This window comes from Salinicoccus sp. RF5, from assembly GCF_020786625.1.
In the GTDB taxonomy this organism is placed as follows: Bacteria; Bacillota; Bacilli; order Staphylococcales; family Salinicoccaceae; genus Salinicoccus.
The window spans coordinates 573,928-588,424 of the sequence record NZ_JAJGRC010000001.1; the positions used below are offsets into that span (position 1 = coordinate 573,928).

At 50.9% G+C, this 14,497-nt stretch carries 15 protein-coding genes and 1 riboswitch; of the genes, 6 read left to right on the forward strand and 9 right to left on the reverse strand.

What is annotated here, in order from left to right; genetic code table 11:
• Positions 1–102 precede the first annotated feature (102 nt).
• The 4 genes from LLU09_RS03145 to panB are packed head-to-tail and all read right to left on the reverse strand — an operon-like array spanning position 103 to position 3,185.
• Positions 103–1,092, reverse strand: a complete 990-nt coding sequence (locus LLU09_RS03145) for a CAP domain-containing protein (RefSeq protein WP_228310424.1) — start codon at positions 1,090–1,092, stop codon at positions 103–105.
• A gap of 56 nt (positions 1,093–1,148) precedes the next feature.
• Positions 1,149–1,541, reverse strand: a complete 393-nt coding sequence (gene panD / locus LLU09_RS03150) for an aspartate 1-decarboxylase (protein WP_228310425.1) — start codon at positions 1,539–1,541, stop codon at positions 1,149–1,151.
• On the reverse strand, positions 1,516–2,379 hold the full coding sequence (gene panC, locus LLU09_RS03155) for a pantoate--beta-alanine ligase (RefSeq protein WP_228310426.1): 864 nt from the start codon (positions 2,377–2,379) through the stop codon (positions 1,516–1,518). The genes panD and panC overlap by 26 nt, the downstream gene beginning before the upstream one ends.
• Positions 2,379–3,185, reverse strand: a complete 807-nt coding sequence (panB, locus tag LLU09_RS03160) for a 3-methyl-2-oxobutanoate hydroxymethyltransferase (RefSeq protein ID WP_228310427.1) — start codon at positions 3,183–3,185, stop codon at positions 2,379–2,381. Before panB ends, panC begins: the two co-directional genes overlap by 1 nt.
• 89 nt (positions 3,186–3,274) lie before the next feature.
• Between panB and LLU09_RS03165 the strand changes: the two genes are divergently transcribed.
• The 5 genes from LLU09_RS03165 to LLU09_RS03185 all read left to right on the forward strand — a co-directional run bounded on the left by LLU09_RS03165 (position 3,275) and on the right by LLU09_RS03185 (position 7,689).
• Entirely contained in the window at positions 3,275–4,141 is an 867-nt protein-coding gene (locus LLU09_RS03165; RefSeq protein ID WP_228310428.1) for a ketopantoate reductase C-terminal domain-containing protein, read from the forward strand.
• An 87-nt stretch (positions 4,142–4,228) separates the two neighbouring features.
• Complete coding sequence (locus LLU09_RS03170) at positions 4,229–4,723, forward strand: CueP family metal-binding protein (protein ID WP_228310429.1); 495 nt, start codon at positions 4,229–4,231, stop codon at positions 4,721–4,723.
• A gap of 182 nt (positions 4,724–4,905) precedes the next feature.
• Positions 4,906–5,007: riboswitch (purine riboswitch) on the forward strand.
• Positions 5,008–5,085: 78 nt separating this feature from the next.
• Positions 5,086–5,670, forward strand: a complete 585-nt coding sequence (locus LLU09_RS03175; protein ID WP_228310430.1) for a xanthine phosphoribosyltransferase — start codon at positions 5,086–5,088, stop codon at positions 5,668–5,670.
• Positions 5,670–6,977 (forward strand): nucleobase:cation symporter-2 family protein, encoded by a 1,308-nt coding sequence (locus LLU09_RS03180; protein ID WP_228310431.1) that lies wholly within the window; start codon positions 5,670–5,672, stop codon positions 6,975–6,977. The genes LLU09_RS03175 and LLU09_RS03180 overlap by 1 nt, the downstream gene beginning before the upstream one ends.
• Positions 6,978–7,167: 190 nt before the next feature.
• Entirely contained in the window at positions 7,168–7,689 is a 522-nt protein-coding gene (locus tag LLU09_RS03185) for a hypothetical protein (protein ID WP_228310432.1), read from the forward strand.
• Here the strand turns inward: LLU09_RS03185 and LLU09_RS03190 are convergent.
• From LLU09_RS03190 to hflX, 5 genes are all read right to left on the reverse strand, one after another.
• Positions 7,673–9,196: an AbgT family transporter gene (locus LLU09_RS03190; protein WP_228310433.1), complete on the reverse strand. Its 1,524-nt coding sequence runs from the start codon at positions 9,194–9,196 to the stop codon at positions 7,673–7,675. The genes LLU09_RS03185 and LLU09_RS03190 overlap by 17 nt on opposite strands.
• Positions 9,197–9,598: 402 nt before the next feature.
• Complete coding sequence (locus LLU09_RS03195) at positions 9,599–10,807, reverse strand: DUF438 domain-containing protein (protein ID WP_228310434.1); 1,209 nt, start codon at positions 10,805–10,807, stop codon at positions 9,599–9,601.
• Positions 10,808–11,123: 316 nt separating this feature from the next.
• On the reverse strand, positions 11,124–11,291 hold the full coding sequence (locus LLU09_RS03200; protein ID WP_228310435.1) for a hypothetical protein: 168 nt from the start codon (positions 11,289–11,291) through the stop codon (positions 11,124–11,126).
• Positions 11,292–11,344: 53 nt separating this feature from the next.
• Entirely contained in the window at positions 11,345–12,601 is a 1,257-nt protein-coding gene (locus LLU09_RS03205) for a methionine gamma-lyase family protein (protein ID WP_228310436.1), read from the reverse strand.
• A 4-nt stretch (positions 12,602–12,605) separates the two neighbouring features.
• Positions 12,606–13,844 carry a GTPase HflX gene (hflX, locus tag LLU09_RS03210; protein ID WP_228310437.1) on the reverse strand — a complete coding sequence of 413 codons (1,239 nt, stop codon included), beginning with the start codon at positions 13,842–13,844 and terminating at the stop codon, positions 12,606–12,608.
• A 139-nt stretch (positions 13,845–13,983) separates the two neighbouring features.
• On the opposite strand from hflX, the gene LLU09_RS03215 reads away from it, so the two are divergent.
• Positions 13,984–14,469: a glutathione peroxidase gene (locus tag LLU09_RS03215; RefSeq protein WP_228310438.1), complete on the forward strand. Its 486-nt coding sequence runs from the start codon at positions 13,984–13,986 to the stop codon at positions 14,467–14,469.
• Positions 14,470–14,497: the final 28 nt, after the last annotated feature.

Sequence of the window (14,497 nt, forward strand, 5' to 3'; positions counted from 1 at the left end):
ATCTTTAAAAAAGCATTTTAACGCTTTCTTTCCACTTCCCCTTGGAAACGTTTTCAAACACTTTTATTTGTATAATATTATACCATAAGAAAAATATTCCATCTACTTCTGGATATAATTTTCTGTGTAATATGGAATATCTTCATCATTGTATGCTGTACCTGTCCCAAGATGCGTGAATTCAGGCTTCAACGTGTTCACCCGGTGCTCCATCGAATTCATCAGGCTATGGTGCGAGAAGATCGGTGATGTATGGCCCATGGCGATGTTCTCGCCAGCCATGCGGTAATCCACTCCGGCTGCATCGACACGGTCCTTCAATGTTTCCCCATCGGGCGAATCATGGTTGAAGTAGTCGTTTTCCGCCATGTCCTCACTGTGTCCCTGTGCTGCCATGCCTGCTGCCTCATAGGCTTCGAGCGGCTGCACTCCATACTCGTGCCGGGTCGCATTCACAAGCAGATGGTTCATCCTTGAATTGTCCACGGCCTCCGGGTGGTTGTACAGTTCCTTGCCTGCTTCGACCTCCTCCTTCATCACTACAAGTGTTCCATTGACCTTGTCGTCTTCATGGAGGTCATAGAAAAAATAGACGTACCTGTCCTTCAGGTCATATACCGCATATTCGTTGCTGTCGACCCTGAGCCGCTTCCATCCCTTTTTGATCGATTCTTCAGGTTCACCGTAGGCCTCCCTGACACTTTCGCGGTCCATACCCTCGATGTTAATGTTGTCGATCGACACATCATCACTGTTGGTATAGGCCCCTGTGACCAATCCGTCATTGACGAGCACCATCCTGAACCTGCCGTAGTCTTCCTCGACGACGAAATCCCCTGCATATTCACTTCCGAGCACTTCCTGGCCATCGATATCATATTCACCCTCCATGGCCACTTCGATCTCTTGGGTCTGTGCACTATTGATCTCGTGTATGGTGCTCATATCATAGGTCGGATACACATACGTCTCCAGCCATTCCACAGCATATTCCCTGTTCAGACCATCCTTGAAATCGTAGGAATGGACTGCTGGGGCGAGGATCGTGGAAACGATATAGATGATGATGATGAAGAAGAGTTTCCCTGGCATGGCTGCACCTCCTTTTTTAAAGTTTAAAAAGAGTAATTAAACGGATGTCTAATTACTCATTGATGTGTATATTCGGTTTGTCTTTTTTCAATATACCCCGGGTCGACGATATTGTTGTCCTGATCGACGATTACCACTTTTGGCTCATAACCATCCAATTCACGCTCATCGACCTGGACATAGCTGATGATGATGATGACATCACCAACCTGCACCTTTCTTGCGGCGGCACCGTTCAGGCATATTTCACCAGAGCCGCGCTCCCCTTCGATGACATATGTTTCAAGGCGTTCGCCGTTATTGTTGTTGACGATCTGCACCAATTCATTCGGCAGGATGTTCGCCGCTTCAAGCAGTACCGGATCGATTGTAATGCTGCCTACATAGTTGAGGTTGGCCTCTGTGACGACCGCCCGGTGTATTTTACCGTTCATCATTGTCCTGATCATTTTTTATCACCATCATATTATCTATTAACCGTGTTCTTTCGAACTTAACAGCAATGAATATTATAACATCACCGTCAATGTTTTGAACAGGATTTAGATCGGGATGGGTGAATATCTGAAGGTCATCTATCATGCCGGAAGTGTGATCTTCTACATGAGCTTCGATGCGTTCCTTGACTTCCCCGGCATCAGAGACACCCTCCTGTATCATATCACGACCCATTTCAAGTGCCCGATTGATCTCCGGCGCCTCGGCACGTTCCGTCTCGGACAGGTTGACGTTCCTGCTGCTTTTGGCAAGCCCATCCGCTTCCCTTTCGGTCGGCACCCCCACGATGTCGATGTCGTGGTTGAAATCCGCCACCATTCTCCTGATGATCATCAGCTGCTGGCGGTCCTTTTCACCGAACACTGCAAAATCGGGCCGGATGATGTTGAACAGCTTGTTCACGACTGTCACGACACCTTCGAAATGACCCGGGCGCCTCACGCCGTCGAGGATTGAGGCCATCGTGCGGAGGTGGAGTTCAAGCTCCGGCGTCTTCGGATACATCTCCGCCTCTGAGGGGTGGAAAACGACATCCACCCCATGCGCCCTGCAGATTTCAAGATCGCGTTCAAGGTTCCTCGGGTAGCTGTCCAGATCCTCATCCGGGCCGAACTGGAGCGGGTTGACGAATATGCTCACCGCCACGATGTCCCCCTTTTTTTTGGCTGCCTCCACCAGTGCCATATGCCCTTCGTGGAGGGCGCCCATCGTCGGTACCAGTGCGACGCTTTTCCCGCGATGCCCATCCAGTATATTGCGTACTTCCTTTATTGTATCCGCTGTCTTCATCATTCCTCAAAAACCTTTCTCTTGTATGTTGTATCCTCATCCGGGAACCGGGCAGCCTTGACCGCTTCGGCGTATGCCCTGAGCCCGTCCACGCCGGCCGTATTGAAATCTGCGTACGGCTTGACGAATTTCGGCAGCCGATCGGTCCCGTACTGCAGCACATCATGGTAGACGAGCACCTGGCCGTCCACATCCACACCCGCACCGATTCCGATGGTCGGAATGGAGAGGGTGCTCGTGATTTTGCCGGCGAGGTCGGAAGGGATGGCTTCAAGCACCACCATGCATGCACCGGCCGTTTCCACTGCCTTGGCGTCCTCGATCAGCTGCATCGCGGCATCATGTGTGCCGGCCTGCATCCTGAAGCCCGTGACACCGACAGACTGCGGGGTGAGTCCAAGATGGCCGACGATCGGTACACCGGCAGCCACGGAGCGGCGGATGATATCGAGGCATCCTACGCCCTCCAGTTTGATGGCGTTTGCCCCTGTCTGCTGATAGAGCTTCAGTACATTGCCGACGCTGTCGTCATCATTTCCATGATAGGATCCGAATGGCATATCCACAACGACGTATGTATCCGGTGCTCCGCGTCTGACCGCCTTCGCATGATGGATCATATCATCCATCGTCACCTGCACCGTACTGTCGTAGCCGAGGACTGTCATCCCGAGCGAGTCGCCGACGAGCAGGGTGTCCAGTCCGGCCGCTTCACTCTGCTTCGCACTCGGATAGTCGTAGGCTGTGACCATCGTGATCCGCTCTCCCTCCATTTTCATCCGTTTCCAATCACTTGTAGCTTTCATGATGCTGCCCCTTTCCATTCGAAAGTAATATATTATAATCAGTTTACCATATATTTTATTAGTGCTACATCCAACCAGGAGGGAAATAAATGAAAGTTGCAGTCATCGGCATCGGTGCCGTCGGCAGCGTCATCGCACGTGAAATGATGATGTTGCCACATGATATTACACTCTTCGGCAGGTCACGAAAGGAAGGATTCACCATACAGGAAGACGGTGAACGCCGGCATTACCCCTACACCATCGAGGATATCTCAGCATATGAAGGGGACGCCTTCGACATCATCTTCATCGCCACGAAAGCTACAGCACTCAAGTCCATAAGCGGAATCATCCCTGCAATGGCCCACCGGGATACTGAAGTCATCCTTTGTGAAAATGGCATGGGATTCGACGAATACTTTGATGCACCGGTGCCCGCAGTCGTCTATATCAGCGGCCAGAAGCGTGAGGACCGGATCGAGCACTTCCAGGATGCACGCCTGCTCATCGGGGACAGACCCCTTCCATACACCGACCGCATCATAGATGATCTTGAAAACACGACCGGTGTGGAACTTGAAATCAAGAAGACTGAGGATTTCCGCCGCATCCGCTATGAGAAGCTGCTGATCAATCTCGGCATCAATTCCCTGACCGCCCTGTCGAGCAACACCGCTAAAATATTCGACCTCGAAAATGTTGCCGACCTTACCCGGCGCCTGCTCAGGGAAGGCCTCGACATCATCAACCGGAAGGGGGAGATCATCGATCCATCCTTCATCGACAAGGCGCTGTCGATCTACCAAAGCTACAACCGTGAGATGGGCACAAGCATGTACTATGACGTCATGGCCGAAGCCCGCACCGAATACATGTACATCCAGAAGTACTTCCAGCAGCATAAGGGCGACCTTGATACACCAGTCCTGGACATCATTGTGACCCTGCTCGATGCCTATCAGTATGAGAGGTAGGAATTTGAACGTATTGTGACACTTCTGAATCATCCGTACATCCGGACATGCCGGGTGTTACAATAAAAGAAAAATCAGGAGGTAATCATGAAGAGACTGCTGCTGCCCTTCATCCTTATAAGCATCATACTCGCTGGTTGCGGTTCAGAGGATGCGACCGGTGACATCAAAGCGCTCGTCGACGACTACAGCGCCAACAAGGAAGCGGAAGCCGCTTCGATCACGGGAACTGAACTCCTCATCGGCGAAGATCAGAGCGAGAGGCATTCGTTGCCGCAAGATGAATTCTTCGTCTCCATCGCCCCCTTCATCAACTATACACACCCTTGCGAGTTCCACAGCCTGACCGGCTGTCAGGGTGAACTCTCCTCAACGGAGATGGATGTCCGCATCACTGATGAAACAGGAAAGGTCCATGTCGACGAAACGATGACGACGCTTGAAAACGGCTTCCTTGATTTCTGGCTGCCGCGGGACAGGGAATACAACATCACCATCACCCATGAAGGCCTTTCAACTGAAGGGACGTTCACCACCTTTGAAGACGACTCCACATGCCTGACCGATTTCCAATTGAAATAGCACAGTAAAGAGAGCATACCGCCTGGTATGCTCTCTTCCTATTCAGTACCGTATCTCAGCCATCCCCATGCTTTCGGTACAAAAACGAACATCAAATGATTTTAAAATTCTTTTCACACTAAAATATGAACTTTAATTGAAAATGTTGTTGAATAGTTCGTTTATTATGTTATTATTATATCCATCTTAAATATTGAAGCACTCATATAATCGCAGGGATATGGCCTGCAAGTTTCTACCGGGATACCGTAAATGTCCCGACTATGAGTGGGTAACTTTCGTGGATTGCCGCGAAGCTGCTCATCTCATTGATGTGTGCTTCGGGCTTTTTTGTTTCAAAATAATATTTTGGGGTGTTATTCATGAAGTTGCTCAAAGAAAAGATTCTGGAGGAAGGTGTGGCGCTTTCCGATACGGTGCTCAAGGTCGACCACTTCCTGAACCATCAGATCGATCCGGTACTGATGGTCGAAATCGGCAAGGCATTCAAAGAAAGGTTTGCATCGGAAAAGATAACGAAGATACTGACGCTGGAGTCCTCAGGCATCGCTCCATCCGTCATGGCAGGCCTGGAATTCGGCGTACCGGTCGTATTCGCAAGAAAGAGGAAGTCCCTAACCCTGAGCGAGGGACTGCTCACTTCAAACGTCTACTCCTATACGAAACAGGAGACGAATACCATCGCAGTTGCCGACAAGTTCCTATCCGATGAGGATTCCGTGCTCATCATCGATGATTTCCTCGCCAACGGGGAAGCTGCAAATGCACTTGTCGACATCGTGCAGCAGGCAGGATCAGACATTGCCGGCATCGGCATCGTCATTGAGAAGTCCTTCCAGCCGGGTGGCGGAAAAATGCGCAATGCCGGACACCGTGTGGAATCGCTGGCAAGCATCTCCTCCCTCGAGGATGGAAAAATAGAATTCCTGTCCGAGGTGCAGGTGTGATGCAGATGTCCAAACCAAAACAGCTGTCACTCGGTTTTCAGCATGTACTTGCAATGTATGCGGGTGCCGTCGTCGTACCACTCATCGTCGGTGGCGCCATCGGCCTCACACCCGCGCAGCTCACCTACCTGATCGCCATCGACATCATGATGTGCGGCATCGCGACCATCCTCCAGGTCTGGAAAAACAAATTCACCGGCATCGGGCTTCCTGTAGTGCTCGGTTGCACGTTTACAGCCGTCGGCCCGATGATCGCCATCGGCAATACATATGGCATCCCGTCGATCTATGGCGCCATTCTTGTGACCGGATTGTTCGTACTCCTCATCGGCAAGTACTTCAGCAAGATGATCCGCTTCTTCCCGCCTGTCGTTACAGGTACTGTGGTCACCACGATAGGCATCACACTCGTTCCCGTGGCCATGCATGACATTTCCGGCGGACAGGGCAGCGCGGATTATGGTTCCGGCCTCAATCTGACACTCGGATTCGGTACGCTGGCTGTAATCTTGATCCTGTTCAGGTTCGGCAGGGGGTTCCTCAAATCCATCGCCATCCTGAGCGGCATCGTCATAGTCACACTGGTCAGTTCATTCTTCGGCATGGTCGACCTCACACCGGTAAGGGACGCTTCATGGTTCCACCTGCCGCGGCTCTTCTTCTTCGGCATGCCGGAATTCAACATCATTCCGATACTGACGATGATGCTCGTGGCCGTCGTCAGCCTTGTCGAAGCCACCGGCGTCTACTTCGCACTCGGTGATATATGCGAAGATGACCTCGATGACACGGACTTGAAGCGCGGCTACCGTGCCGAAGGCCTCGCCATCATACTGGGCGGCCTGTTCAACGCCTTCCCCTACACGACCTATTCACAGAATGTCGGCCTCGTCCAGCTGTCCGGCGTTAAGAGCAGGCAGATCATCTACATCGCCGGCGTCATGTTGATTCTGCTCGGCCTCGTTCCAAAGATCGGCGCCGTCACGATGGCCATCCCGACGCCCGTCCTTGGGGGCGCCATGCTTGCCATGTTCGGCATGGTCATATCGTATGGCATCAAGATGCTGTCACGTGTCGATTTCGAAAATCAGAACAACCTGATGATCGTCGCCATCTCCATCGGCATGGGGCTCGGTGTCACAGCCGTCCCGGACCTTTTCGCCATCGTACCCGGAAGTCTCGCCGTCATTGCGGAAAGCGGCATCGTCCTCGGCAGCCTGACGGCGATTGTCCTGAACTTGATATTGAACACCAGAATGGACAAGAGTAGACAGCAGGTTCTGAAGGAAGGTCATGCTGCGAACTGATAATCCAAAAAAATCTTTTTATGGTCTCCCCCCACCAGAACACTTTGCTGATGGGGGGCATTTCTTGAGTTTGTATATTTTTGCATGACACCGCTCCACAAAGATCACATTGTTGACCTTATCAAAATGAACGTGGTTTTTTCCATTCCAACAGGGTAATGTACTGTAAAAGTACTTAGGGGGGCTGCATGTGAGTGAGGATAAAGATAACAGGATCGACAGGAATGAAATGAAGGAGCGGAAGGATGGGTATCAGCGGGACCCTGAAGAAATGTCGGATCCCGCTGAAAGGAATGCCGTTGAGAGCCAGAAGGGGCCTGAGGAACAGCATGGTGAGGAAGTCGAAAACGCGGCTCCCGGCAAGGAGCGCGCAGAAGCGCTTCGGGAGGAACGCAGAAGTGAGGGCGCAGAACAGCAGTATGAAACGAATAAGAAAATCGGAATCAGCGGGTGTCTGGTATTGACCGTCACCTTCCTTGCACTGCTGATCATACTCGGTTCATGTACCGGCCTCTTCTTTGGGGATGAGCAGGATGAGGAGATTACAGAAGATGAAGCACCCGGAAATCCGGAAGAGGATGATGTCGGTGACGATTCATCAAGTATTACGCCGGAAATGGAACTTGAAAAGGAATTCGGAATCGTATTCCATAAAAAAAGCCACCCTTCGGGTGGCTTTTACAGTATACATATGTCTATCCTTCCAGACTGACGCCCACCCCCGGTCCGAATGGAATGCCGAATATGAAGAAGACGGCAAGCAGTACGATCCAGATGCCGAAGAAGGCGATGCTGTATGGCAGCATCAGGGAAATGAGGGTGCCAAGCCCGGCTTTCTTATCGTAATCCTTCATGACGGCAAGTACCAGCATGATATATGGATTCAGTGGTGTAATGATGTTTGTCGAAGAATCGGCGATACGGTAGGCGGCCTGGATAAAGGCGGGATGATAATCCAGCAGCATGAACATCGGTATGAACACCGGTGCCATCAGTGCCCATTGCGCAGAACCACTGAAGATGATCATATTGAGGAGTGCCGTCAATACTGAAAAACCGAGTATCAGTGGCAGGCCGGTCATATCGATGCTTGTGAAGAAGTCTGCGCTGTTTACAGCAAGCAATGTTCCAAGGTTGCTCCAGTTGAAGTATGCGATGAACTGGGCAGCGGCGAAAATCAGTACGATGTATCCAGCCATATCCTTCATCGCATCCGTCATGAACCTCGGGATATCATCCATTTTTTCTATTGTACCTACAGTTCTGCCATAGACGACACCGATCGTCACAAAGAAGAGCAGCACAATTGGAACGATATTGCCGAGGAGTGGTGAAGGCACCAATCCGCCCTCTTCATTCCGTAATGTAGACCCTGGGAAGAACACCAGTCCGGCAATCACCGCCAGAAAGATTACGCCGGCAATCACTGCATTCCTGAGCCCTTTCGTTTCAATATCACTCACTTCTTCCAGCTGCCTGTCTTCTTCCGTCTCATCCTTGTATGTACCAAGGCGCGGCTCTATGATCTTATCTGTAATCAGCCCACCTGCAACGGCAATGAAGATTACTGAAGTCAGCATGAAATAGTAGTTGTCCACCGGGGTTACTATGACGGCATCGTCAAGCATGGCAGCTGCTTCTGTCGTAATGCCGGCAAGTGTCGCGTCCGTACCTGCAATGATGAGGTTCGCGGTGAATCCTGCTCCCGTGCCGGCAAACCCGGCTGAAAGCCCGGCCAGGGGGTGTCTCCCTATGGTATAGAATACCATTGCCGCAAGCGGGGGAATGATGACGAATGCTGCATCCGCAGCCAGGTTGCCTGTAATGCCGACAACGATGATGGCATAGGTGACAACGGATTTCGGCGCCTTGAGTATCGACTTCCTGATGGCAGTGGAGAGCAGTCCCGTCTTTTCCGCTACACCGATACCCAGCATGATACCGAGCACAAGGCCCAAAGGTGCGAAGCCTGTAAAATTATCAAGCATGGAGGACAGCATGTAGGCAAGCCCTTCAAAGGAAATGAGGCTCCTGATTTCAAGCGTTTCCCCCGTTCCCGGGTGATCTACCGTCGCACCTGTGAGATTGAAGATCATGGAAAGAACCATGACGACCGCTGCAAGTATCACAAAGATGAAGAACGGATCGGGGAGCCTGTTTCCCAGCCGTTCGATTTTTCCCAGAATACCATTCTGACTCTCTTCTTTCGCTTCACTCATAGGGTATATCTCCTTTTCAAGATGAATATCTGCAATATGCAGTATGATGCATTTTAATTTTCTCCCATATTTTCCAAAGTATAGCTTCACATAAAAATAATGGATTTATCCTATAATAATATCAGAATTGTTTAAATATTCAATTACTGATGACTTTTAAACTTATGGTGGTGCAGATACCTTTTCTCCAATGAGCGGCCCCCTCCCTCAGGGGAGGACGCCGGTATAATAAATGGCGCAATCAGCTTCCCCATGCCCGAATGCACAAAAAATGGCACAGCTCATCTGAGCTGTGCCAACTGAAGCCTATTCTTCCCTGTCTGATTGACGGGAAGAGTCAAGGGCATCGGGGGTGCTTTTGTATACTTCTGCATCATATTTGATTTTGTAGAGGCAGATGCTTCATTGCGGACTGGAATGGCGTTTCACTTTCCTCGGCAGTTCGAAGAACGGCTGGATATCCTGGACGTACTCCAGAATCCCCATGAAATCACCTGTTTCATCAAAAACTGCCTTGTACGTGACGTGGACATACTTGTCCTTCTTCCTGAACCACATCGTCTCGGACTCCTTCTTCCTCTTCTTCAGGTCATGGATGATATGCATCACCTTCTTGGTGCTCTTCGGCGGATGGCAGTTGGCGACATTCCTGCCGATGGATAGTGGTGTACGTATGAACATCATCTCTTCGGCTCCCCCGATTTCATTGAAGTACTTGAACAGCCCATTACGATCGACGAATGTGATTTCCACAGGGAGATGGTTCAGGATCAGATTCGCTTCCTTAGCGGTCAGATAACCTCCGCCAAACTGCATATGTACTGTATCATCGAGCGGGGCAGGCTGCTTACCGGAGCAGCTGTTTCCTTTACGGTACTTGCCGACGTACTCTATCGCATAGCCGAAGGCACTGCTCTCGGCTGCAATCGCCGACCAATCCTCTTCTTTGAAGAGGGACTGGGTCAGCGGTATGAAGAGATAGGACTCCTCAAGCATCATTTCACCGCATGCATCCCTCAAATCTTCGAATGATTTCTGTACATGACGGAATTCGATGTCGCCGATCTTCTCCACCCGTTTCCTCAAGGCCCGGAGCAGAAGGCGTATCGTGTCATGCTGCGCCCACATCTTCCGTGGAAGCGTGTAGATGCCGCGGCGCTCGAGAATCGGGAAATAAAGCTTCTCCTTCCTGTTGAAGTGGCAGGTGATGTCTTCAAATCGCACCACTTCCGCGATGAGCGTCTCCACCATCGTCTCATCCCCCGCCTCATAACACTCGAGGAGATGTCCGATGATCTCGAGGGAACCGGAAAGCAGCCTGTTCTCCTTTTCCAGCACATGCAGTGGATGGCAGTCATCTTTTGATATATGGATATCAGTAATCGACTTATGATAGAGATGCTCATGAATGTCCAGAAACTCCTTGATGTCATGTATGGTGATATCCTTCTCGACATATTTCACTTCTATAATCGCACCAAACATTTCACCCGGCTTCATTTCCTTGAGTGCCGTATTGAAGTCCTCCATTAAACTCTCCACCGGCTCTCCTTCATTCATCCTTTGCAGCAGCGGCCTTACCTTGCTGACATCTGTTGCCATTATGGACATGCAAATCACCTCTTCGAATAATTTTCCCGTTAAACATGTATATCTAATACATCTATTATATGACAGTTTGCCCTCCGGGTACCGTACTCTGGACATCGTTAACAATTTTTTCGCTATTATGAGATATTTCGGACACAAAAAAAAGCCCTCCAAGGCAGGCACATCTACTGTGTCCACTTTGAAAGGCGTTCATCTATATTGCATCATACCTTCTACTACAGGGATGAAAGTACTGTCGTCGCTTGATTCTGGCTCTCAGCATATGCTCCATATGAGATGTCGACAAAAATGATAAAGTTCGGTTATCCTGTTCCCCTCAAAGTATATCCCTGTCCGCATCGAATTCTTCTATTTCTTTCTTCAACCGTGCGTACATTTTCTTAAATACATCCACCTTTTTGAGGGTTATATGGTGCAGGATGCCGACGACCAGATATTGGACGACCAACATCAACTTCATGGTGCTTCTTTCGACTATCTGCATCTTTCATCCCTCCTTTAAATGCATAGTAGAACGCAATGTCCATCCGGGTGCGCCTAAAGCATAATCATGCCCTTCTCCCGCATCTCGAGAAGTGCCATTTCGAGCGCATGGACGACATGCTCGAATACGAGGCCGCCCTGGACGAATACGGTATAGGGCGCCCTGACCGGTCCGTCTGCACTGAGTTCGAGGGATGCCCCCTGCACAAAAGTGCCGGCGGCCATGATGACCGGATCCTCGTATCCCGGTATATCGCTCGGCACGGGAAGGAACTGGGAATTGACGGGCGATGCCTTCTGTATCATCTGGGTGAAGGTGATCATCTCCGCCTCCGTATTGAACGACACACTCTGGATCAGATCTGTCCGTTCTGCATCAGGCGCCGGATCTGTTGCCAGTCCCGCCTTCGACAGCAGGTGGCTCGTCAGTACGGCTCCGTTCAGGCTCTCCACTACCGCATGGGGGGCCATGAAAAAGCCCTGGTACATGTCAGTGTTCGCATTCAGGCTTGCTCCCATCTCCTTGCCGATGCCGGGCACGGTGAGCCGGTAGCTGATCCGTGTGATCAGATCTGCATTTCCCGCAATATAGCCGCCCATTTTGGCAAGCCCGCCGCCTGGGTTCTTGATCAGGCTGCCGGCGATGACATCCGCACCGGCCTCAATCGGTTCACGGGTCTCCACAAACTCCCCGTAGCAGTTGTCTACGAAGACAATGATGTCCGGATACTCCGCTTTTATCCTGCTGATCATCTCCTCCATCTCCCTGATGGTCAGCGACTTGCGCATGCTGTAGCCACGGGAGCGCTGGATGGCGATCATCTTCGTCCGGTCTGTTATGGACTCCATGACCGCCGCTTCATCGAACCGGTCATCCACTAGGTCGATGGACCGGTAGTGGACGCCCTTCTCACGTAGGCTGCCGATATCCTTGTCGGAACTTCCGATGACCTTGGCGAGCGTATCATAGGGTTCCCCGCTGATATAGATGAGTTCATCCCCCGCCTCGAGCAGTGCGAGCAGCACCAGGCTGATCGCGTGGGTACCTGAGATGATCTGGCTTCGGACGAGGGCATCTTCACTCCTGAAGACCATGCGGTAGATCTCTTCAAGCTTGTCACGCCCGACATCATCATATCCATAGCCTGTGGTGCCCGAGAAGTCGCTTTCGGCCACCCCATTTTCATGGAATGCCTGCATGACCTTCCTGAAATTTCTCCTTGCAATCTTTTTGTTCTCCCTGATGGTCGGATCGATCTCCTCGATCGCCTCCTCGACCAGCTGGTTGATATCTGTTTCTGTATACTCCACGCAGTTATGCCTCGTTTCTTTCTGAAATTCTCCGGCTCCATGAGCCGGGTGGTTCGTAGCCTTTGAGCCTGTATGTCCCCGCCTCTTCATCGATTTCCTGCTCATCGACGATGGTATACCGCTTGAGGTCATAGATCTTCTGCGGTTCCGACATCGGCAGCTCGGCCTCATACTCCTCCATGTACGTCTTCATGAAGTCTTCCAGCACTTCGAGTATATCCTGGGGCAGCATATCCTTGTTGACGTACGCATGCGCCTCACCCGGTGTGTAGTAGCGCCCGTCATCGATATCCGTCTTGTTGAAGAAGACGATTGAAGGGATATGCTCCATATTGAGCTGGGAGATGAGCTGCTTCACAGTGTCGTAGTGGGTTTCCAGGTTGTCTGAACTATTGTCGATGACATGGATCAGGAAGTCACTGTCGGCCGCTTCCTCAAGGGTGGACTTGAAGCTTTCGACGAGTGTCGTCGGCAGATTCTGGATGAAGCCGACGGTGTCGGACAGGATGCATTCGAACCCGGATGGAAGCGTGACCTGCCTCGTCTTCGGATCGAGCGTGGCGAAGAGCGCGTTCTCTTCATAGGTATCACTTTTCGCCATCGTATTGAACAGCGAGGATTTCCCTGCATTCGTATAGCCGATCAGCGAAACCTTCACGACCTGGTTGCGGTTCCTCTTTTCCCGGTACCTCTCACGATGGGCCTCCACGACTTTGAGCTGCTTCTTTATCTCCTTTATCCGCTGGTTGATGTGCCTGCGGTCGGTTTCGAGCTTCGTTTCCCCAGGTCCCCGCGTCCCGATGCCGGCACCGAGACGGGACAGATTGATGCCCTGGCCCTTCAGCCTTGGAACAAGATACTGCAGCTGGGCCAGCTCGACCTGCAGCTGACCGGCCTTCGACTGTGCCCGCATGCTGAATATATCCAGTATGACCTGTGTGCGGTCAATGACCTTCGTGTCCATGACAGCCTCTATCGCCCGGTTCTGGCTGGCTGTGATCTCGTCATTGACGATCGTATAGTCTATCTCTTCATCTGCATCATAGCTCTCGGATGCCTCTGCGAGGAAGCCTGTACCGACGTAGGATTTCGGATCCTTGGTCGTCCTGTTCTGGATGTGGACGCCGATGATTTCTATGCCGACCGATTCAGCCAGGCTCCGGAGTTCTTCCACTTCTGTATGAATGTCTTTTCTTTTCGGCGTATTCACTGCAATGATGACGCCGGTGTATGTGTTTGACACTTGAGCACCTCCTGCGTTACTTTAATATACCATACCCTTTCTGCTGAACAGATAGAGATATTTTTGTTTAGCATGGGTCTGTTTTGTCTAAATAAGTTATATATTTGTGTTTTTCGCTTTTAGAAAGGGGTCCAGAATCATGAAGACGCATCTATATGATATAGAAGTTCATGATGCTACCGGTACAAGGCTGCGTATGGAGGATTTTGCAGGCAAGGTCGTCCTCATCGTCAATACGGCCAGCGAATGCAGTTTCCGCAACCAGCTTTCCGAACTTGAATTCCTCTATCAGAAATACAGGGACGAAGGGCTCGAGATTCTCGTGTTCCCTTCAGATGATTTCATGAATTCCGAACCGCTTGATGCCCAGGCCGCCAAAACCCATTACCGCAATGAATACGGCGTGACGTTCAGGGTCATGGAAAAGGTACAGGTCAAAGGGGACGGCATCCATCCCCTATTCAAATATCTGACCGAGGGCAGAAGCGGCCTGTTCACCAATACAGTAAAATGGAATTTCACGAAGTTCCTCATTTCAAGGGAAGGCCGGATCGTAAACCGGTTTCCACCGCAGAAATCACCCATGTCATTGGAAGAGGATGTAAAGAATGTCCTCAGAGGTTAAAAAAGCATCCCACGGTGGGATGCTTTTT

Excerpts from the sequence above, each read along its gene's own strand:
- LLU09_RS03145 (WP_228310424.1), bottom strand. The coding sequence starts at position 1,092 with ATGCCAGGGAAACTCTTCTTCATCATCATCATCTATATCGTTTCCACG.
- panD (WP_228310425.1), bottom strand. The coding sequence starts at position 1,541 with ATGATCAGGACAATGATGAACGGTAAAATACACCGGGCGGTCGTCACA.
- panC (WP_228310426.1), bottom strand. The coding sequence starts at position 2,379 with ATGAAGACAGCGGATACAATAAAGGAAGTACGCAATATACTGGATGGG.
- panB (WP_228310427.1), bottom strand. The coding sequence starts at position 3,185 with ATGAAAGCTACAAGTGATTGGAAACGGATGAAAATGGAGGGAGAGCGG.
- LLU09_RS03165 (WP_228310428.1), top strand. The coding sequence starts at position 3,275 with ATGAAAGTTGCAGTCATCGGCATCGGTGCCGTCGGCAGCGTCATCGCA.
- LLU09_RS03170 (WP_228310429.1), top strand. The coding sequence starts at position 4,229 with ATGAAGAGACTGCTGCTGCCCTTCATCCTTATAAGCATCATACTCGCT.
- LLU09_RS03175 (WP_228310430.1), top strand. The coding sequence starts at position 5,086 with ATGAAGTTGCTCAAAGAAAAGATTCTGGAGGAAGGTGTGGCGCTTTCC.
- LLU09_RS03180 (WP_228310431.1), top strand. The coding sequence starts at position 5,670 with ATGCAGATGTCCAAACCAAAACAGCTGTCACTCGGTTTTCAGCATGTA.
- LLU09_RS03190 (WP_228310433.1), bottom strand. The coding sequence starts at position 9,196 with ATGAGTGAAGCGAAAGAAGAGAGTCAGAATGGTATTCTGGGAAAAATC.
- LLU09_RS03195 (WP_228310434.1), bottom strand. The coding sequence starts at position 10,807 with ATGTCCATAATGGCAACAGATGTCAGCAAGGTAAGGCCGCTGCTGCAA.
- LLU09_RS03200 (WP_228310435.1), bottom strand. The coding sequence starts at position 11,291 with ATGCAGATAGTCGAAAGAAGCACCATGAAGTTGATGTTGGTCGTCCAA.
- LLU09_RS03215 (WP_228310438.1), top strand. The coding sequence starts at position 13,984 with ATGAAGACGCATCTATATGATATAGAAGTTCATGATGCTACCGGTACA.